Here is a 20,749-nt window from a genome sequence, read left to right as displayed (position 1 = left end):
TGCGAATATTGGCGGTGAAAAGGGTACATTTGAATTGTTGCTTTGACGATGTATCGGCCGCAAGGAGGGGACTATGGCGTTCGTGACGTTGAAGGATGTTGCTCAACGTGCCGGTGTATCGGCTGCTACTGTTTCCCAGATACTTCACAATAAAGGCCGCTTTTCTAGTGATACGCGACAGTTGGTGCTGAAAACTGTTGAGGAAATGGGGTATGTGCCCGATCAACGTGCTCGTTCCATGCGCTCGTCGGATACTAAGACTGTTGGCCTGCTGGTTCCTGATTTGCGCAATCCGTATTTCGCTGATTTAGTCTCGTCAATGGAAGACGAGTTGTATGCCCAGGGCTATTCCACGCTGATTGGTACTTCAGCAGAAACAGTGGAACGCCAGGATGCGTTTATTGACAATCTGCTTGGGCAACGTATTGACGGGGCAATCGTGGTGCCGCAAGGTGTCAATTCGCCTGGTATGCAGTCGCTTATCGCGCGCGAGCTACCACTGGTGTTCGTGGATCGTTTGGTATCGGGAGTAAATTCGGTGCCATTCGTAGTGTCCGACCCATACCCAGGTGTTTGCGAGGCGGTTGCCGAACTTGTGCGCTTAGGGCATCGTCACATTGGATTTGTGTCACACTCGTCACTGGGCTCGTCCAATATAAATGAGCGTGAAGCGGCATTCCGTTCTGCTGTGGCACAGGTGACGCAGTTGGGGGAGGGAACTGCGGCGGTTGTCGACTGTGATTCTACATATGTTTCGCGCGAAGCAGGACTAAATGAACTTGTAAGAGCAGATGTTACGGCGATTATTTGCGCTTACTCGCCTGACATGATCACGATGATTGGTTTGCTGCATGACCGCGGCATTGATATTGGTAGTGAAATGTCAGTGATTTCATTCGATGACATTGCCGTATTCCGTCTGCTGACTCCGCAAGTCGCGATTATTTCGCAGCAAGCTGAGGATATGGGTCGCCAGGGCGTGGATATGTTGCTCGACATGATTATAAATAATGATTGCAGTCGTGGTGAATCGCGCTATGTCCCGTCATCGTTTGTACTGCGTGATTCGGTTGGGGCTCCTATGTGGCGTGTGCCCTGATATTGCAGCGTTTATCAGGTGCATGAAGGCTGGGTTTATGCGCTGAACAGTGCTGACGTGCCGACATCGTTGACAGCATTGGTAAAAGGTTATATCATAATTTTCATTAGTTGATTAAACGTTTTATCAATGGCGATGATCAACGATGATCGGTTTGGAGGAAACTCACAGAGGAGGTGAGCGGGCAATGTGCATATCGATTCAGCAAGACGCGCTGACAGCCGAACTGTACGTCAGCGTTCGCGACGCTGTGGGTTTCTACCATTACGACCGCGAAGACGCGCGTATGGCGCTGGATGGTGGGCTGTATTCCGTGGTTGCCTACGTTGATGGTCAGGTGGCCGGAATTGGTCGTGTGGTCGGCGATGGACGTATCGCATTCTTCATCAAAGATCTCGTGGTATTACCGCAATACCAAGGGGGTGGAGTCGGTACGGCGGTGCTGCGCGCACTTATCACACGCATTCGAGAACACTGCTGCAACCATGCGTACATTGGCCTGATGGCAACACCTGGCAAGGAATCGTTCTACGAAGAGCATGGGTTCCTGCGCCGGCCGGCACCGGGTTATGGCAGCGGATTAGTCCAATTCGTTGATCCCGTTCCGCTCAGCGCAGCTGAATCCACCGCCACAAGCGGAATCAAGTAATCGGCTCGCCGAGCACTACGCATAACACGTATATCAACACACCACGAAAGGAACCGAACAAGCAATGAAGCAGATCCCTCTGATTATCGACACTGACCCCGGCATCGATGACGCCGTCGCCATCGCACTGGCAGTGTTCAACCCGCGCTTCGACGTGCGGCTGATTACTACGGTTGCTGGCAATGTCAGCATTGAAGCGACAACGACGAACGCGCTCAAGCTGATGGCCTACTACGGTAAGGATGTACCGGTCGCTCGTGGCGCTGCTGAACCGCTGATCCGTCAGCTTGATGATGCAAGCGATATCCACGGTAAAACCGGTATGGAGGGATTCGATTTCCCTGAGCCCAAAACTGAACTTCTGCTGGATAAGCATGCTGTCGAAGCAATGCGCGACGAGATCATGGCTTCTGCTGAACCCGTCACCGTCATGCCAATCGGTCCGCTGACCAACATCGCACTGTTGCTAAAAACTTTTCCGGAAGTCAAGTCGCGTATTGAGCGCATTGTGCTCATGGGTGGTTCGGTCACTCGCGGCAACAAGGGTGTTATGGCCGAATTCAATATTTTCGTTGACCCTGAAGCCGCCAAGATTGTGCTCACTTCTGGTCTTGACATTACTATGGCCACACTGGACGCCGGCTTGGGAACTGTGATTCCGCCGGAGAAAACCGCTCAGCTTAAGGATATGGGCAAGGTCGGTCTGATGGCTCATGACCTGTTCCAGCGCTACCGCAAGCGCAGCTTCGGCACCGGTCTCAAAATGTATGACGCTTGCGCAGTCGCATGCTTGCTGGAGCCTGACCTATTCGACATGACTAAGGCATTTGTGGACGTAGAAATCGCTGGCGAACTCACTGCAGGGTGTACGGTCGTTGATCTTAAGGGCTACCTTAAGCGCGAACCGAATGCCACCGTCACCACCGGCGTTCACGCAGATCGATTCTGCGACTGGTTCATGGACGGCATCGCCCATTGTGCATAGTCCCTTGTCTCTTCGACGCCGCTAACACCGGCGCCCCTGAGCGCATCAGTATTCGTGAATTCAACAACAGAGAATAAGAGAACAAAGAAAGGACCAGACCGATGGAACTGGTGATTATGTACCTCGTGGCAATTGCCGCGGTTGGCATTGTGGGCTTTATGCTCGTGAAGAAAATGGACATCAAGATTTCCCTGTTCCTCATCGGCATTGTGCTGATGTACATCGCATTGCTGATGGGCAAGGACATCTCATTCACCGACTTCGTTTCCAGTGGTGTCACTTGGCTTGATCCGTTCAAGGTTGTAGGCGATCAGTTCGTGAGCACGCTCACTTCTGCTGGCTTCATCATCCTCATCCTTGGTGGCTACACCGGCTACATGTCCCATATCGGAGCCAATGAAGTCACGGTAAGTGTGCTCGCCAAGCCGATTGCGCACATCAAGTCCCCGTATATACTCGTGCCGATTACCTTCTTGTTGGGCAACCTGTTGTCTCTGGTCATTCCGAGTGCTTCCAACCTGGCTATCATCCTTATGGCAACGCTGTACCCGGTGCTTCGCCAAGCTGGTATGAGCCTGCTGAGCGCAGCTGCAGTCATTGCCACTACTGCAACGATTATGCCGACCCCGCTTGGCTCCGACAATGTTGCCATCGCCGCTGAACTCGCTAAGACCGACATGTTCTCCGGCCTGACCGCCAGCGATTACGTCTTCCGTTATCACGTGCTCGTTTCCATCCCGACCTTGCTCGTCATGGCACTGGCACACTACTTCTGGCAGAAGTTCATGGACAAGCGCGCTGGCTCGGATTTGACCGACGGTGATGTTGACCTGGCTGAGGTTAAGGCTGTCGAAGGTAGCGCTCTCTACCGCACTGTGTATGCGATTTTGCCGCTGCTGCCGATCATCATGCTTCTCATCGTGTTCGCCATCACTTCCACCACCGGCGCAAAGATCGACCTGAGTGTTGAACTCGCTTCCATTCTCTCCTTCGTGATCGCCATTATCTGCGAGCTCATCCGCACTCGCAAGGGCAAGGAAACCCTCGCTGGCACCGAGTCCTTCTTCAAGGGCATGGGTGGCGCAATGCCGATTGTGGCACTGTTGGTCGCTGCTTCTGTGTTCGTCATTGGTCTTAAGTCCATTGGTCTGATCACCGAACTGCAGAACGCAATGACCGGCCTGTCCGGCTCTGGTATGGGCTTCGTGCTGCCGCTTATCCTTGTCGGCCTCACTGCGCTCATCGTGCTACTCTCCGGTTCCGGTACCGCACTGTTCTTCGCGATGGTTCCGCTCATGGTTCCGCTGGCCGCTGCTGCTGGTATCAATGTGCTCGCTGTGTCCATCCCGATGGGTCTCGCTGGCAATCTGCTGCGCGCTGTCTCGCCGGTCTCCGCTGTGGTGATGATCGTCGCCGGCTCCATCAAGAAGAGCCCAATCGACATTGTGCGCCGTACCAGTGTGCCGATGATCGCTGGCGTAATCGTCATGTTCATCCTGTCCATGGCAATCTTCCTGCCGATGGGTGCGTGATGCTGATATAACCATCACAATCCGCTAGGCGTCAGTCGTCAGCAGAACATATCAATCGCGCAGACGATTTGGCCCCGAATACGTGCAATGCCCGGGATTTGACTTCAGACTCCGGGCATTTGCATACCCGCACGATTGTGTTTCCATCGTGATTTTGCTGAAACGTAGAACAAGCGCAGAACATAGAAGACAGGCCAAACAAGAAGGCCGAAAGGAAATGCATCATGTCAGCATCATGTCTTGACTTGCTCGACCACCTGCACGGCAGTGTGTCCGTGGTCGGATCAATGAATGTTGATTACACGGTCGTTACTGAGCGGTTGCCGAAACCGGGAGAGACCGTCAACGGTGGCCCGCTGACCTTATTGCCGGGAGGCAAATCAGCGAATCAGGCGTCGGCGGCTGCGCGAATTGGAGCGCAGGTGCGGATGTTTGGTGCAGTCGGGGAAGATGCCAATGCGGATTTTCTGCTGGAGCATTTGCGCGATGCTGGTGTGGATACTTCGCATATCGCTGCCGTTGCAGGTCCCAGTGGCACTACGGTAATTACCGTGGACGCGAATGGTGAGAACACCATCGTATATTCGGCTGGTTCCAATGGTGAGGTGTCTGTCGACTATGTGCGCCAGTCATCTGACGCATTGGTTGCCGCCGATGTGCTGGGACTGTGTTTGGAGAGTCCGATGGAAACGGTCACGGCATGCGCTCGCCTCTGCCATGATGCCGGGCTCAAGGTATTGCTCAACGATTCGCCATTCGTTGCTGAACTACCCGCTGAACTTATCGAGGCTTCGGACATTCTGCTGGTCAATGAACATGAAATGGCACAGCTGCTGGACATCGCCGAGCCTGACGATGACGATTGGGATGGACTGGACTGGTCTGATGTGGCGCGGCAGATGCATGACTTCGGCTTTAATCAGGCGGTAATTACGCTTGGCGGGGATGGGTCGGTGGTCATCGATGGTGATGATATCTATCGTATTGCGCCAGTTGCGGTTGCGGCCATCGACACTACCGGGTGCGGAGATGCCTTTATGGGCACGGTTCTGGCCGGACTTGCCTCGGGTCATGCGTTGGCGGACAGCGCGCAGTTGGCCTCGTACGTTTCCGCGTACGCCGCGACTGGGGTCGGTGCGCAAGCCTCTTATGGTACTGCCGCTCAGATTCGTGAGCGGTTTGGTGCGAAGTAATTGCTGAGTGCAGAGTCTTGCAGGCCGTGAATTGGATGCAGACCTAACACGTTCATTTAGGCGCTATGCAGTGTCGAATGTTCTCGGCGCGGATTTTACGAAGTATTGTCAGCAAATGCATCAAGGCAATGGCGGCGGTCTGGGCGGGACTACGGCCACGCATAACAGTATCGAGTACTCGAATGAGTCCTATGACGCGAAAACTCGGACCGTGACGATGCATGCCGTTATCGACTGGAGTGATCCGTACCGATTCGGGGATTCGACCGGCAGTTTTACTGCGCCGGACATCACCGTTGTCTTTGACAAGTCCGGGAAAATCCAGCGCATTGACTCCACGGTCTGGGGATTCCCGCCTGCCCGATAATTATCGGAGGGCCTGAAACATGCACGTTCTCATCAGCGCTGCGGATCGACGATGCTGCAACCATACGGCGTCATACCCGCATGACGTGAGTTACACTATGTAGTAAAGTTATTTACTGAAATACTGCGTATTGTTACGTACTGAGGCGTGGAAGGCTCAACTATGGTCACGATGAAGGAAATCGCGCAGGAATCAGGTTTCTCGCAGGCCACGGTATCCCGGCTGCTCAATGGGGACCCGACATTGTCTGTCAAAGAGGAGACGCGACGTCGCATCATCGAGGTCAGCGAGCAGCTTGGCTACGCTACCGGATCACGCCGTATCGTATTGCCACGCCGTGTGGCCGTACTCGACAACGCCACCCGCGAGGAAGAACTGGCGGACGCCTATTTCGATGAACTGCGGTCCGTGCTCGGCGACAATGCCAGAGCCCAGCACATGGAACTCACGTCGTTTTCCCATATCGACGATCTGATTGCCAACGCCGGTGATTTCGACGGCTTCATTTCCATCGGACCGTCCGTACCTTCTTCGGATGAACTGTTGAAACTCCATCTGGTATTGCCTTATGGCGTATTCATCGACATCAATCCTGCGCCCGGCCTGTTCGATTCGGTGCAACCGGATTTAAGCCAAACCATTTTGGACGCATTGGATGTGTTGGTGTCCTCGGGCAAACGACGCATCGGCTATATCGGCGGTACTGGCTTCACGATGGGTTTGCACGAATACCCGGAAGACAGCCGATTAACCGCATTCCGCAATTGGACCGAGCGTTTGGGGCTGGATGCGGAAGGCCTGATTTACGCGCAAGGCGCGTTCACTGTGGACACCGGGCGCACTCTAGGGGAGAAAGCGGCTAACGATCATCGAGATGACATGCCGGATGCGTTCATCGTGGCTGCGGACACGATTGCAGTCGGCGTACTGCAGGCGTTTACCGCTGCGGGAGTGCTGGTGCCTCGCGATACCAGTGTGATCAGTATCAATAACCAGGCCATCGCCCAGTACACTTCGCCGACATTGACCAGTTACGATATCGATCAGAATGAGATGGCCGATACTGCGATTACGATGCTTGCCGAGGCCATCTCCAGTCGGCGCACGCTGCACCACCACACCTTCATCTCCACCACCCTAGTAGTGCGTGACAGTTTCGTACCAGCACGATAAAGAAGCTCCCTCTGTGCGATAAAGAAGCTCCCTCTGTGGAGGGAGCTTCTTTATCGCTGTTAGAACAGTTCCAGATTCACGTCGAGCGTGTAGGCGCGATCGGCGGGCAGCTGGTACTGCTCATGGACGGGCGCGCCCCATGAATCGTCTCCGCCCACGCCCATTTGCGCGGCCAACAGGCGCAGGAACGTGTGACGGACCGGCGGCAACTCGTTCTGGTGGGTCGCCTCTTCCAGCATGAGCGAGCTGTACGGCAACAGGCTCGCCGCGAAATGTTCGCTGCCGGCCTGGCTGATACGCATGCCGTGTCCTTGGGCGTCAAGCACTTCGGCCCAACGCAAGTCTTCATGGTTGCCGGTCTCCTGCGGCACCAGATACGGTGCATTGTCTTCGGCCGCGGTGCGCTCGAAAATGCCGAGCTTGCCACCGTGCAGACGGTCGCGATAGGTCTCCTCGGGGCCAAGGCCGTAGAAGCGCAGGTTCTCGTACTGCTTGGGAAGTGTCCATTCCAATCCGAATGCCGGCAGCGTCGGCGCATCGGTGGCACCGGCATATCGGGCGGCCAGATGTACACGTCCGCTGGCGGCATCCACCTCATAGCGCACGGCAACTTGGGTTTCGCCCGGCTCGGCCAACGTATATGTGTATTCGGCGATGACACCAGTCTCGGTTTGCGAGAACTGCTGATTCGCTATACGTGCATAACGGCCGGCACCGAACCAGCGCACGCGGTCGAAGCCGCTGCCATTGCCGCGATCATTGTCGGTCAGCGGGCGGAAGCAGGTGATCGCCGGACGGCGCAACACCATTTCGCGACCGTCACGCTTGAATGACACCATGCCGCCCTGCGTGCGTGAAAGCAACGCTTCGGTACGTCCGTCACCGCTGACCACGCCGATGTTCCAGCGGCCAACCGTTACTGTACCGGTATCGGAAGTATCGGAATCAGCCGTGGAGGGAACCGCGCCGCACGCGGTCGAATCGGTTCCGGCGGAAGCCGGCACGACTGACTGAACGGTGTGTTGGCCGAACGCCAGTTCATAGCCGGCTGGTGCCCACGGTGTTGCCGTTGCCAGCGACTGATCGACCTCATAGGTGATTTCGCCAGCGGCGTCCACCGACGGGAAGTCAATCGGGAAGGTGCGGGTCTCGCCGGCGGGCACATCAAAGCGGTAGTCGGCCTGCCAGATGGCATTGCCGTCCGCCAGCAGTTTCGCCGTGAACGCGAAATCAATGGTGGAGACGAACAGATTGCGGTTTTCGATGGTCACATCGTGGTCGCTTACGGTCAGTACCACGGGAGCGTACAGACGCTTGACCTCTTGCAGCTTCGGTGAGGGAGAGTGGTCGGCGAAGACTAGGCCGTCGCCGGCGAACTCATAGTCGCAGGGACGATCGTCCCAGTCGCCACCGTAGGTCAGGCGTTCGGTGCCGTCGTCCAGCTGCTGCCACAGGGCCTGATCGATGAAGTCCCAGATAAAGCCGCCCTGATAATGCGGATAACGCTCCAGCTCGGTGTACAGATGCATGCCGCCGACCGAATTGCCCATGGCGTGCATATATTCGCAGGAGATATAGGGCTTCTTCGGATCATTGGTCAGATATTCCTCGATTTCCGCGGGCTTGGCATACATGCGGGTCTCGATGTCGGTCACGTCGTCAAAGGGGCGGTCATGCACCACGCCTTCGTAATGCACGGGTCGCGTGGAGTCGGCCGCGTGAGCGAAGCGGTACATCGCGCGGAACACCTCGCCTGCGTACGATTCGTTACCCAGAGACCAGATCAGTACGCTCGGATGATTGCGGTCGCGCCCGATCATGCTGGCGATACGGTCCACGCAAGGGCCTTCCCAGATGGGATTGCTGCCCGGAATGGCGGTTTCAGGGGTCTCCACATCACCGGGAATGGTCCAGCTGCCGTGGGTCTCAAGGTTCGTCTCGTCGATCAGGTACAGGCCGTATTCATCGCACAGTTCGTAGAATCTCGTCTGATTCGGGTAGTGGGAGGTGCGAATAGCGTTGATATTGTTGCGCTTGCAGGTGATGATGTCGGTGAGCATCTCCTGCTCGGTGATGGCACGGCCCAAACGCGCGTCGAACTCGTGGCGGTTGGCGCCGCGGAAGATGATGCGCTTGCCGTTGAGCCGCATAATGCCGTCAACGATTTCGAAATGGCGGAAGCCGAGACGTTGCGGCACCACTTCGATGATGCTGTTGTCTGCTGCGCGCACGGTAAGCGTCAGCGTGTACAAGTGGGGCTTTTCGGCGCTCCATGGACGAATGTTGGACAGATTCGCGCGGAATTGCACGGCGGTGCTGTCGATCGCGGTGTCTGCGGTGCCGCAGCAGGGTACGCCGGAGGTGTCGACGATGTCGGACATGGCATAGGAATCCTGCCAGACCGGCGTGCCGTTGGCATCCATGAGTGCGGCGCTGAGCTGCTTGGCGCCGGCGATGTTGCGGATCACGGCATGGGCGTCGATGGTGCCGGCATGGGTGGTCGCCTCGAAATCGGCGGTGATGTGCAGGTCTTCGATGTGCACAGTGGGTTGCGCGGTGAGTTCAACGGAGCGGAACAGACCGTGCATGCGCCAAAAGTCCTGATCTTCCAGCCAACTTGCGGTGGCGTATTCATAGCAGGCCACGGCCAGTGTATTGGTTCCGGAAATCAGTGCCTCGGTGACGTCGAATTCGCTGGGTGTGTAGGAGTCCTCGGCGTAGCCGACGAAGGAGCCGTTGAGCCAGACGTAGATGGCGGTGGAGGCGCCGTGGAAGGTCAGCGTGATGCGGCGCTTGTTTTCGATGGCGGCGGAGACGGGGGTGCTTGTCTCGAAAGTGCGGCGGTAAATGGCTACGTGACTATCAGTGGGGATGTTGGGAGCCTTGGGGTCGCTGTGGCCATCCCAGGGGTACTGCACGTTGACGTACTTATGGTTCAGCAAGCCCTTGGTTTCCAGTGTTGAGGGAACGGCGATGCGGCTGAAACCGGTGTCGTCATAATCGGTTGCGGTGAAATCCGGAGATTCAGCGTTGCCGGAATCGTTCATGGGGAAGCCGAAAACCGGGGCGGTCGTCACGGCGACATTCCACAAGCCGTCAAGGTTTTGCTTGAGGCTCATCGTTTCGTTCGGCTGCGGTACGTGATCGTAGAAGCGATGGTCGGAATGGGCTGGTTCGCGGTTGACGGCGAATACGGTCGGATCGGTGAGCCAATCAGATGATGCGATGGTGGTGGGGATGGGATGCTGCATAACCGCTTTCCTTGAGTTGATAACCACGTTGTCGATTCAGAGGGTAAAACTCTTTACTGATTATGGTAAAACCTGATGGTGCAGATTGCAAGTTGCTGGAGGTATTTTCTGTGGCGGTGTGTCGCGCTGTCGATAATTCATATGGTGATAGAGGTGTGTATTCGTTGGAATTATGCGATTTTTGCGAGTGCTGCGACGTTGGTTTTGAGATTGGTTCTATTGACAATAATTAGTGAAAAGATTTATTAAATCTTGGTAATGATGTACACTCTCCAACGAGGTCGGAGAAGACCTCACCGAGAATGACTCTAAGGAGAAAATGTCAATGTCCGTTTCGCAGTCACCGGAGAGCGAATCCCAATCACCGAATCCGGCCGGAGATGAATCCGGCCAGATAAATCGTCCTACCAAAGCAGAGACTCTGAGGCGCCGTGCCGCCTATGCTTTCGGTAATCTAGGCCAGTCGGCGTTCTATAACGCGCTGAGCACCTATTTCGTCGTTTACGTGACCAGCGTGCTGTTCGTCAATGTCGAGAAAGCCTTGGCCACCAAACTCATCGCACTGATCACAAGCCTTATCGTGATAATCCGTATCGCAGAGATCTTCCTTGACCCGTTACTGGGTAACTTGGTGGACAACACCAACACCCGCTTCGGCCGGTTCCGCCCGTGGCAGTTCATCGGCGGCTTGGTCTCCGCCGTGCTGCTCGTCATGGTCTACACCGGTCTGTTCGGGCTGGTCAACGTGAACCAGACTTGGTTCATCGTGCTGTTCGTCGTGGTGTTCATCGTCCTCGACGTGTTCTATTCGATGCGTGACATCTCCTACTGGGGCATGATTCCCGCCATCTCCTCCGACTCGCACGAACGCAGCGTATATACTGCGCTCGGTACGTTCACCGGTTCGATTGGCTATAACGGCAGCACCATTGTCGTGGTACCGATCGTGACCACTTTCAGTTTCATGTTCACTGGTTCTCGCGCCGAAAGTCAGTCGGGCTGGACGGCATTCGGCATCATCACCGCATTGCTCGGCATCCTGACCGCATGGACCGTGGCGTTCGGCACCAAGGAAAACGAAAGCGTCCTACGTTCCAGGGCAGATCAGAGCGGCAACCCGCTGCAGGCGTTCGCCGCTATCGTAAAAAATGACCAGCTGCTGTGGGTGGCGTTGAGCTACCTGCTGTATGCAGTGGCGAATGTGGCCACCAACGGCGTGATGTTCTATCTGTTCAAGTTCGTGCTTAACCTGCCGGATGCCTTCGCCATCACCGGCGTGATCCCCGTGATCGCGGGCTTGGTCATGGCGCCGCTCTACCCGGCCCTGAACCGCCGCATACCGCGCCGATACCTGTTCTGCGGCGGCATGGTACTTATGGCAATCGGCTATGTGCTGTTCATTCTCGATTCGGCCAGCCTGCCCGTGGTGATCGTGGCGTTGATTCTGTTCTACCTGCCTGGCACGTTCATCCAGATGACCGCGATCCTCTCCCTGACCGATTCCATCGAATACGGCCAGCTCAAGACCGGCAAGCGCAACGAGGCCGTAACCCTCTCCGTGCGTCCGATGCTCGACAAGATCGCGGGCGCGCTGTCCAACGGCATCGTCGGCTTCGTGGCCGTGGCCGCCGGTATGGTCGGCTCCGCCACCGCCGCCGACATGACCGCCGCCAACGTGCGCACCTTCGAGACCTTCGCGTTCTACATCCCGCTTGCCTTCATCGTGCTGAGTCTTCTCGTCTTCATGTTCACGGTGAAGATCGACGAAAAGATGCACGAGCGCATTGTCATCGAGCTGGAAGAGAAGCTCGGTGTGGACAGCCTCGACGATTAGTTGTGAAGGTAGATTGGCTCGGCTTCTCTATGACGAATGCCGCCAACGGGCACAAACCTCGTTGGCGGCATTCGTCTTTCCAGGACACCGCAATCGCGGATGCATGCCGTTTACGCGTTGAATACGTATTGGTCAAGGCGGCGCATGGCCTCCTTGATGCGGCTTAAGGGCAACGCAAGGTTGACACGGATGCTGTAGGGAGCCTGGAACATGCTGCCGTCCTGCCAATCGACGCCCACATCCCAGCCGCGCTTCTCCAATTCCGCCAAAGTCAAACCATGAGCCTTACACCACTGCTCGCAGTCGAGCAGCAGCATGTAGGTGCCCTCCGGCTTGGCCAAACTCACCCCTTGGAAATGCTTGGTGATGTAGTCATAGGCGTAGTCGACATTGCCGGTGAGCACCTCTTTGAGTTCGTCGAGCCACTCATGCCCCTCAGGCTTGTAGGCACCGATAAGCGCATGCATGGAAAGCACGTTCATCTCGTTATAGTGGGACTTCGAGCCCTTGGCCACGATCCGGTCGCGCAGCATGGGGTTATAGATAATGTGGTAGCTGCCCACGAGCCCGGCGAGGTTGAAGGTCTTGCTGGGCGCGTAGAACGCCGCGGTTCTATTGCGTGCGTCCTCGCTGACCGACTGGGTGGGGATGTGCTGGTGATTCCCCAGAGTCAAATCGGACCAAATCTCGTCGGAAATGACCACGCAATCGTTGGCCTTGTACACTTCCATGGCCTTCTCGATTTCCCAACGCTCCCACACGCGCCCGCAAGGATTGTGAGGGCTGCAGAACACGGCCACATGGATGTGATGCTCCTTGAGCTTCTTATCCATATCCTCGTAATCCATGCGCCATACGCCGTGCTCGTCCAACTTGAGCGGGCTGTGGACGATGCGATAGCCGTTGTTCTCGATGCACATGGTGAACCCGATGTAGGTCGGGCTGTGCAGGAGCACGCTGTCGCCAGGAGCGGCGAACGCGGTCAGCGTACTGATCACGCCGCCCAAGACCCCGTTCTCATAGCCGATCGCCTCGCTGGTCAATCCGGTAACCCCATTGCGCGTGGATTGCCAGTCGATAATGGAGTTGTAATAGTCGTCGGTGGGGGAGAAGTACCCGTAGACGGGGTGTTGCGCGCGTTCGATAATGGCCTGCGGAACCGTGGGCACGGTCGGGAAATTCATGTCCGCCACCCACATCGGAATCACGTCAAATCCGTCCCTCGGTGGGTCGGGAGCGAAACCTAGGTCGGTTCCCAACCCATCGACCGCAATCGCATCCTTGCCATGCCTGTCCATAATCGACGTGAAATCGTACGTCATTCCTCAATAATCCTTTCTCCGGCCCATACGGGAGCCGCCCCTGAGCCAGATGTGCAATATCGCCGGTAAAGGAGCCTAGCGTGTTTGCTGACAATGGTGCACGCGATGAATACAAAAATGAGAAAGAATGAACATTCCTGATGAACATTCCCATCGATTTGACCGCGTGGCGTGTTACGATATGCACCGTTGTGAGGCAGTGATCCGTTATCAGCGGGGAGTCTTCGGAAGAACGGCGGCAATCGCCCAGTAGAACCGACGGGATCGGCCCGAGACAGCCGAACACAAGCGGTCGCGCAGGCTCGCGGCTCCGAGTGCAACAGTTCGGAGCGGCGCAACCGGTGCGATAAGCGAGGTGGTACCGCGGTGCGGAGCGCATACCAGCGCCCGTCATCGTCCTCGTAGGCAGGAACGGCAGACAGGGCTGTTCCGGGCGGAACACAGTCAGTTCCGGCTGCGAGGCGATTGACGCGATCGGCCCCACGGTTCGGTACGTGACATTCGTGAACCCAGCCGGCACACGTCGGCGCCCGGCAATCGCCATCAATGACGCTCCTGTAGGACCAGTGCACAGTACTAACAGGAGATTTACGGTGAGCGAAAACGTATATCCCAAGGCGAACGAGGGCGGCGAGACCGCGCACGTCGCGCCGAACCCCAGCTTCCCCGACATGGAGGAGACCGTTCTCGACTACTGGGACAAGGACGACACCTTCCAGAAGTCCGTTGAACGCAACCCTTCCGGCGACCACAGCCAGAACGAATTCGTGTTCTTCGATGGCCCGCCTTTTGCGAACGGTCTGCCGCACTACGGCCACCTGCTGACCGGCTACGCCAAGGACGTGATCCCGCGCTACCAGACCATGAAGGGCCGCAAGGTCAACCGCGTGTTCGGCTGGGACACCCACGGCCTGCCCGCCGAGCTTGAGGCGCAGAAGGAACTCGGCATCGACTCGGTCGACCAGATCGAGAAGATGGGCATCGACAAGTTCAACGACGCCTGCCGCGCTTCCGTGCTGAAGTACACCAACGAATGGCAGAACTACGTGCATCGTCAGGCCCGTTGGGTGGACTTCGAGCACGGCTACAAGACCCTGAACATCCCGTACATGGAATCCGTGATGTGGGCCTTCAAGCAGCTCTACGACAAGGGCCTGGCCTACCAGGGCTACCGCGTGCTGCCGTACTGCCCGAAGGACCGCACGCCGCTGAGCGCGCACGAGCTGCGCATGGACGCCGACGTGTACCAGGACCGCCAGGACACCACCGTGTCCGTGGCCGTGAAGATGCGCGATGAAGACGACGCCTACGCCGTCTTCTGGACCACCACCCCGTGGACCGTGCCCACCAACTTCGCCATCGTGGTCGGCGCCGACATCGACTACGTCGAGGTCCGCCCGACCGAAGGCAAGTTCGCTGGCAAGAAGTTCTACCTCGGCAAGGACCTGCTGCCGCACTACGAGAAGGAACTCGGCGAGAACTACGAGGTCGTGCGCGAACTCAAGGGCTCCGAGCTGGAAGGCCGCCGCTACTACCCGGTCTTCCCGTACTTCGCGGGCGAGACGGCCGAATCCGAAGGCCATGTGCCCGGCCCGAACGGCTACACGATCTTCACTGCCGACTACGTCGACACCGTCGAAGGTACCGGTCTGGTTCACCAGGCCCCCTACGGTGAAGACGATATGAACACGCTGAATGCCAAGGGCATCAAGAGCACCGACGTGCTCGACGATGGCTGCCGCTTCACCGCGCAGTGCCCCGACTACGAGGGCGATTTCGTGTTCGACGCCAACCTGCCGATCCTGCGCAACCTGCGCGCCGGCGACGGCCCGCTCGCTTCCATCCCGGAAGAGCGCCGCGCGATCCTCTTCCAGGAGAAGAGCTACGTGCACTCCTACCCGCACTGCTGGCGCTGCGCCACCCCGCTGATCTACAAGCCGGTCTCCTCCTGGTTCGTGTCCGTGACCAAGATCAAGCCGCATCTGCTGGAATTGAACCAGCAGATCAACTGGATCCCGGGCAACGTCAAGGACGGCCAGTTCGGCAAGTGGCTCGCCAACGCGCGCGACTGGTCCATCTCCCGCAACCGCTTCTGGGGTTCCCCGATTCCGGTGTGGGTGAGTGACGATCCGAAGTACCCGCGTGTGGACGTTTACGGTTCTCTCGAAGAGCTCAAGGCCGACTTCGGTGACTACCCGCGCGACAAGGACGGCAACATCAACATGCACCGTCCGTGGATCGACAACCTGGTCCGCGTCAACCCGGACGACCCGACCGGCAAGTCGCACATGCACCGTATTTCCGATGTACTCGACTGCTGGTTCGAGTCCGGTTCCATGTCGTTCGCGCAGTTCCACTACCCGTTCGAGAACAAGGAGAAGTTCGAGCAGCACTTCCCGGCCGACTACATCGTGGAATACATCGGCCAGACCCGCGGCTGGTTCTACCTGCTGCACGTCATGGCGACCGCCCTGTTCGACCGCCCGGCGTTCAAGAACGTGATCTGCCACGGCATCGTGCTCGGCTCCGACGGCCAGAAGATGTCTAAGCACTTGCGCAACTACCCGGACGTGAACGGCGTGTTTGACAAGTACGGTTCCGACGCCATGCGCTGGTTCCTTATGTCTTCGCCGATTCTGCGCGGCGGCAACCTGATCGTCACCGCCGATGGCATCCGCGACACCGTGCGCCAGGTCATGTTGCCGGTGTGGAGCTCCTACTACTTCTTCACCTTGTACGCCAACGCGGCCAACGGCGGGGCCGGATTCGACGCCCGCCAGCTGCGCGCGGACGAGGTCGCCGGTCTGCCGGAGATGGACCGCTACCTGCTGGCCCGTACCCGTCGTCTGGTGCTGGCCGCCGAGAAGTCGCTGAACGAGTTCGCAATCTCCGACGCCTGCGATGCGGTCTCCGACTTCATCGACGTGCTCACCAACTGGTATATCCGCAACACCCGTGACCGTTTCTGGAATGAGGACGCTTCCGCGTTCAACACGCTGTACACCGTGCTTGAGGCGTTCATGCGCGTGCTTGCGCCGCTGGCCCCGATGGAAGCCGAGTCCGTGTGGCGTGGTCTGACCGGTGGCGAGTCCGTGCACCTGGCCGATTGGCCGTTCGTGGTGGACGAGAAGACCGGTGAAGACACCGAACTCGGCCGTGTGCTGGTCGACGATCCGGCCTTGGTGGACGCGATGGAGAAGGTGCGTGAGGTCGTCTCCGGCACCCTGTCCCTGCGCAAGGCCGCCAAGATCCGCGTGCGCCAGCCGCTTTCCAAGCTCACCGTGGTGGTCGAGAACGTGGACGCCGTCAAAGCCTACGACGAGCTGCTGAAGGCCGAACTTAATATCAAGAATATTGAGTTCTCGACTCTGGAGGACGCCTCCGCCCACGGTCTGAAGATTGTTCACGAGCTGCGTGTGAATGCCCGTGCGGCGGGTCCGCGCCTCGGCAAGCAGGTGCAGTTCGCCATCAAGGCGTCCAAGTCCGGCGACTGGCATGTCGATGCTGCGTCCGGTGCGCCGGTGGTCTCCACGCCGTCCGGCGACCTTGCGCTGGTCGAAGGCGAGTATGAGCTGATCAACCGTGTGGAGGAGGAGAACGCCACGGAGGCCGCCTCCTCGGTGTCCACCGCCCTGCCGACCGGCGGCTTTGCGATTCTCGACACGGCGCTTGACGCCGATCTGCTCGCCGAAGGCTATGCCCGCGACGCCATCCGCGCCATCCAGGACGCCCGCAAGGACACCGGTCTGGACATCGCCGATCGCATCTCCCTGGTGCTGACCGTTCCGGCCGCCGATGTGGCCAAGGTCGAGCAGTTCAAGGATCTGATCGCCCATGAGACGCTGGCTACCTCCTTCGAAGTGAAGGAAGGTGCCGAGCTGGCCGTTGAGGTCGCCAAGGCGTGATGCCGTGGCGGACTGACCGCGCCTGATGCGTGGTGCACGGGCGCGTGAAATGCACGAAGTGGTCCTGCCGTTTAGCGGCGGGACCACTTTTTTTCCGTGGTATGCCATAAAGTTTACGTCAGGTATTTGTTCAACTGTTCAATGCGGTCGGCATGCAGATTTTGAATATGGCGTTTCTTCGCTCTCACATGATTAAATGGAAGCCGGAAAATAGCCATGGACAACCATGTTGATTACACCCGAACGATAGGCTGGTTGATAGACTAACCGAAAAGTGGTTTGCTTGAGAATCCATATGTTTGTGGGGTAAGCAATGGCTGTTTCCAAAGTCGAATCTCGTACGGTCTCGGAGTGTTCTCTGAACAACATCACGTCCATGGATCCACTGAACGAGGAATGGTACGAAAATCTGATCGTCGAACATCTAACGGAGAAACTCGGATATGAGCACCTGTACGGGCCCGATGTTCGCCGCACCGACGACTCGTATCGCGACGTATTCCTTCCTGATATTCTCCCGGATGCGTTGCGACGAATCAACAGAAATCTGCCGGAAGCAGCCGTCGAGGAGGCCATCCGGAAGATTCAGAATGTCGAGATCGGCAGCTTGGAGCAGCGCAACGAGATATTCAATGACTACCTGCAATCAGGAGTCGAAGTGCACTTCTTTGACGGCAAGGAAGAGCGTGATGACATCGTCCGGCTGCTTGATTTCGACGATCCCGAGAACAACGATTTCCATGTCGTGAACCAGTGGACGTTCGTGGAGTATTCCGAGAAACGTCCCGATGTCATCATTTTCGTGAACGGCATGCCGTTGGTGTTGTTCGAGCTGAAGTCCCCGTCGAGAGAGGAGACGGACGCTTCACACGCGTACCTGCAATTGCGCCAGTACATGAAGCAGATACCGAGCATGTTCGTGCCCAACGTGTTCTGCGTGATGAGCGATATGACCCAGACCAGGGTCGGCACGATCACATCCGACGAGGACCGTTACGTGGCTTGGAAGTCGGCGGACGGCGACTATTCCGGAACGAAAGCCGCGGCATGGAGCACCATGATTGACGGCATGCTCCCGAAGGAACGGCTGCTCGACATCATCCAAAACTTCGTATGCTTCAACGATTCCTCCGAGAAGGTCGTGAAGATCATCGCCGCATACCACCAGTATTTCGCGGTGCGGAAAGCCATCGTCAGAGCGGAAGAGGCCGTCAATGGGGATGGCAGGATCGGCGTGTTCTGGCACACCCAGGGAAGCGGAAAATCGCTTTCGATGGTGTTCTTCGCACATCTGCTGCAGCGTTATCTTGAAAGCCCGACCATCGTGGTCATCACCGACCGCAACGATCTCGACGACCAGCTTTTCGGACAATTCAGCCGCTGCGCCAGGTTCCTGCGCCAGAAGGCGGTCCAGGCCGAGAGCCGCAGGAATCTTCAGGAACTGCTTGAGGGTCGTGAGGCGAACGGCATCATCTTCACGACCATGCAGAAGTTCTCGGACGGCGACGAGCCGTTGTGCGACCGGAGCAACGTTGTGGTGATGGTGGACGAGGCTCACCGCGGCCAGTACGGCCTGACCGAACGGATCAACGCGGACGGTCATGTGTCGGTCGGCGCGGCCCGTGTCGTGCGCAAGGCACTGCCGAACGCGTCCTATATCGGTTTCACCGGAACGCCGATCTCCACGGATGACCGCAACACCCGCGAGATCTTCGGCGACTACATTGACGTGTACGACATGACCCAGTCCGTCGAGGACGAGTCCACCAAGCCGGTCTACTACGAAAGCCGTGTGGTCTCGCTCCATCTTGACGAGAACGCGCTGGGCCGCATCGACGCGGTCTACAAGGAGTTCGCGGACCAGGCCGACGAGGCGAGCGTGGAGAAGTCCAAGCATGACCTCGGCGGCCTCGATGCCATCTTCGACACTCCTGAAACCATCGACGCATTGTGCCGCGACATCGTGGACCATTACGAGAACAACCGCGCCGACGTCCTGGCCGGCAAGGCCCTGATCGTGGCGTACAGCCGGCCGATTGCGATGAAGATCTACTACAGGATCATGGAGCTGCGCCCCGAATGGAAAGACAAGGTCGGCGTGGTGATGACCATGTCGAACCAGGATCCGGAGGAATGGTTCGACGTGTGCGGCGGCACCACGCACAAGAAGGAGATGGAACGCAGGTTCAAGGACGATTCCGATTCCCTCAAGATCGCCATCGTCGTGGACATGTGGCTCACCGGCTTCGACGTGCCCAGCCTGTCCACCATGTACGTGTTCAAGCCGATGAAGGGCCATAACCTCATGCAGGCCATCGCCCGCGTCAACCGCGTGTGCAAGGGCAAGGAGGGCGGTCTGGTCGTGGATTACATCGGCATCGCAGGCGCGCTCAAGCGGGCGATGAAGGACTATACCAGCCGTGACCAGCACAATTACGGCGACATGAACATCGCCGAGACCGCCTATCCGAAATTCCTCGAAAAGCTCGACGTGTGCCGTGATCTCATGTACGGCTTCAACTACCGCAAACTCATCTTCCAGAACAGCAGGGAGGCGCTTGCCGACGCCATCGCGGAGGGAACCGACTGGCTGCTCGATCTGGAACGGCACGAAGACACGGAATCGTTCCTCAAGCAATGCCAGCTCATGAACCAGGCGCTGAGCCTGTGCAAAAGCATGGTAAGCGAAGAGGACGCGCATGAGGCGGCTTACCTATCCGTATTGCGCGTGCAGGTCCTTCGCCTGACCGGACGTGGCTCCGGCGGGGGCAGCGGCATGACGTACACGGAGTTCAACAAGCAGGTGAGCGAGATCCTCCAGCAGAGCGTGCATGCGGACGGCGTGCTCAACCTGTTCGAGAAGGACAGCGTGGAGATCTCCCTGTTCGATGAGGCGTTCCTCCAGGAGGTCGCCGGCATGAAGGAGAAGAACATCGCGATCGAGAGCCTGAAACGCCTCATCAAGGAGAAAGTGCGGGCGTACGGGCGCACCAGCGTGGTCAAATCCCAGAAGTTCAGCGAGATGCTCCAGAACACGTTGAACGCGTATCTCAACGGCATGCTCACGAACGCGCAGGTCATCGAAGAGCTCGTCAACATGGCCAAGGAGATCATGAAGGACCGCGACGACGCGCAGAAGCTCGGCTTGAGCGACGAGGAGATGGCGTTCTACGACGCGATCACCCAGCCGCAGGCGGTCAAGGACTTCTACGACAACGACCAGCTCGTCTCGATAGCCCGCGAGTTGACCGATGCGATGCGGAGCAACGCCACGATCGACTGGCAGAAGAAGGAAAGCGCCAGGGCCGGCATGCGGCGTGCCATCAAACGTTTGCTGCGCAAATACAAGTATCCGCCCGAAGGCGTCGAGGACGCCATGAAGACCGTCATGGAACAGTGCGAGCTGTGGGCCGACACCAAGATCAGCGAATAGGACGAG

At 57.7% G+C, this 20,749-nt stretch carries 12 protein-coding genes; 10 read left to right on the top strand and 2 right to left on the bottom strand.

The features are described from left to right. Positions 1–73: 73 nt before the first annotated feature. From BLLJ_RS07700 to BLLJ_RS07670, 7 genes are all read left to right on the top strand, one after another. Positions 74–1,099 (top strand): LacI family DNA-binding transcriptional regulator, encoded by a 1,026-nt coding sequence (locus tag BLLJ_RS07700; protein ID WP_013582881.1) that lies wholly within the window; start codon positions 74–76, stop codon positions 1,097–1,099. Between the two features lie 187 nt (positions 1,100–1,286). Then, positions 1,287–1,748 carry a GNAT family N-acetyltransferase gene (locus tag BLLJ_RS07695; RefSeq protein ID WP_007052499.1) on the top strand — a complete coding sequence of 154 codons (462 nt, stop codon included), beginning with the start codon at positions 1,287–1,289 and terminating at the stop codon, positions 1,746–1,748. A 64-nt stretch (positions 1,749–1,812) separates the two neighbouring features. Next, entirely contained in the window at positions 1,813–2,733 is a 921-nt protein-coding gene (gene rihC / locus BLLJ_RS07690; protein WP_003830214.1) for a ribonucleoside hydrolase RihC, read from the top strand. A gap of 101 nt (positions 2,734–2,834) precedes the next feature. Next, positions 2,835–4,265 (top strand): C4-dicarboxylate transporter DcuC, encoded by a 1,431-nt coding sequence (gene dcuC, locus BLLJ_RS07685; RefSeq protein ID WP_013582880.1) that lies wholly within the window; start codon positions 2,835–2,837, stop codon positions 4,263–4,265. Between the two features lie 224 nt (positions 4,266–4,489). Next, entirely contained in the window at positions 4,490–5,458 is a 969-nt protein-coding gene (locus BLLJ_RS07680) for a ribokinase (RefSeq protein ID WP_013582879.1), read from the top strand. Positions 5,459–5,573: 115 nt separating this feature from the next. Beyond that, positions 5,574–5,825, top strand: a complete 252-nt coding sequence (locus BLLJ_RS07675) for a hypothetical protein (RefSeq protein WP_013141153.1) — start codon at positions 5,574–5,576, stop codon at positions 5,823–5,825. 162 nt (positions 5,826–5,987) lie between these two features. Further along, positions 5,988–6,998, top strand: coding sequence for a LacI family DNA-binding transcriptional regulator (locus tag BLLJ_RS07670; RefSeq protein ID WP_013582878.1), 1,011 nt, complete (start codon positions 5,988–5,990; stop codon positions 6,996–6,998). Between the two features lie 59 nt (positions 6,999–7,057). Here BLLJ_RS07670 and BLLJ_RS07665 read toward each other — a convergent pair whose 3' ends face one another. Beyond that, a complete protein-coding gene (locus BLLJ_RS07665; RefSeq protein WP_013582877.1) occupies positions 7,058–10,249 on the bottom strand; it encodes a glycoside hydrolase family 2 TIM barrel-domain containing protein in 3,192 nt (1,063 codons plus the stop codon). Between the two features lie 325 nt (positions 10,250–10,574). Between BLLJ_RS07665 and BLLJ_RS07660 the strand changes: the two genes are divergently transcribed. Beyond that, on the top strand, positions 10,575–12,083 hold the full coding sequence (locus BLLJ_RS07660; protein ID WP_013582876.1) for a glycoside-pentoside-hexuronide (GPH):cation symporter: 1,509 nt from the start codon (positions 10,575–10,577) through the stop codon (positions 12,081–12,083). Between the two features lie 110 nt (positions 12,084–12,193). Here BLLJ_RS07660 and BLLJ_RS07655 read toward each other — a convergent pair whose 3' ends face one another. Further along, positions 12,194–13,405 carry a MalY/PatB family protein gene (locus tag BLLJ_RS07655; protein WP_013410712.1) on the bottom strand — a complete coding sequence of 404 codons (1,212 nt, stop codon included), beginning with the start codon at positions 13,403–13,405 and terminating at the stop codon, positions 12,194–12,196. Positions 13,406–13,998: 593 nt separating this feature from the next. Here BLLJ_RS07655 and ileS point away from each other — a divergent pair. Together ileS and BLLJ_RS07645 are read left to right on the top strand one after the other, a co-directional pair. Next, complete coding sequence (gene ileS / locus BLLJ_RS07650; RefSeq protein ID WP_013582875.1) at positions 13,999–17,310, top strand: mupirocin-resistant isoleucine--tRNA ligase; 3,312 nt, start codon at positions 13,999–14,001, stop codon at positions 17,308–17,310. A 376-nt stretch (positions 17,311–17,686) separates the two neighbouring features. Beyond that, positions 17,687–20,743, top strand: coding sequence for a type I restriction endonuclease subunit R (locus BLLJ_RS07645; protein ID WP_023658523.1), 3,057 nt, complete (start codon positions 17,687–17,689; stop codon positions 20,741–20,743). Positions 20,744–20,749 lie beyond the last annotated feature (6 nt).

Source organism: Bifidobacterium longum subsp. longum JCM 1217 (assembly GCF_000196555.1).
Lineage (GTDB): Bacteria > Actinomycetota > Actinomycetes > Actinomycetales > Bifidobacteriaceae > Bifidobacterium > Bifidobacterium longum.
This window is presented reverse-complemented; position numbering and strand designations above follow the sequence as displayed.

What these genes read in the sequence shown, in the direction of transcription:
- BLLJ_RS07700 (WP_013582881.1), top strand. Translation starts at nt 74, where the DNA reads ATGGCGTTCGTGACGTTGAAGGATGTTGCTCAACGTGCCGGTGTATCG.
- BLLJ_RS07695 (WP_007052499.1), top strand. Translation starts at nt 1,287, where the DNA reads ATGTGCATATCGATTCAGCAAGACGCGCTGACAGCCGAACTGTACGTC.
- rihC (WP_003830214.1), top strand. Translation starts at nt 1,813, where the DNA reads ATGAAGCAGATCCCTCTGATTATCGACACTGACCCCGGCATCGATGAC.
- dcuC (WP_013582880.1), top strand. Translation starts at nt 2,835, where the DNA reads ATGGAACTGGTGATTATGTACCTCGTGGCAATTGCCGCGGTTGGCATT.
- BLLJ_RS07680 (WP_013582879.1), top strand. Translation starts at nt 4,490, where the DNA reads ATGTCAGCATCATGTCTTGACTTGCTCGACCACCTGCACGGCAGTGTG.
- BLLJ_RS07675 (WP_013141153.1), top strand. Translation starts at nt 5,574, where the DNA reads ATGCATCAAGGCAATGGCGGCGGTCTGGGCGGGACTACGGCCACGCAT.
- BLLJ_RS07670 (WP_013582878.1), top strand. Translation starts at nt 5,988, where the DNA reads ATGGTCACGATGAAGGAAATCGCGCAGGAATCAGGTTTCTCGCAGGCC.
- BLLJ_RS07665 (WP_013582877.1), bottom strand. Translation starts at nt 10,249, where the DNA reads ATGCAGCATCCCATCCCCACCACCATCGCATCATCTGATTGGCTCACC.
- BLLJ_RS07660 (WP_013582876.1), top strand. Translation starts at nt 10,575, where the DNA reads ATGTCCGTTTCGCAGTCACCGGAGAGCGAATCCCAATCACCGAATCCG.
- BLLJ_RS07655 (WP_013410712.1), bottom strand. Translation starts at nt 13,405, where the DNA reads ATGACGTACGATTTCACGTCGATTATGGACAGGCATGGCAAGGATGCG.
- BLLJ_RS07645 (WP_023658523.1), top strand. Translation starts at nt 17,687, where the DNA reads ATGGATCCACTGAACGAGGAATGGTACGAAAATCTGATCGTCGAACAT.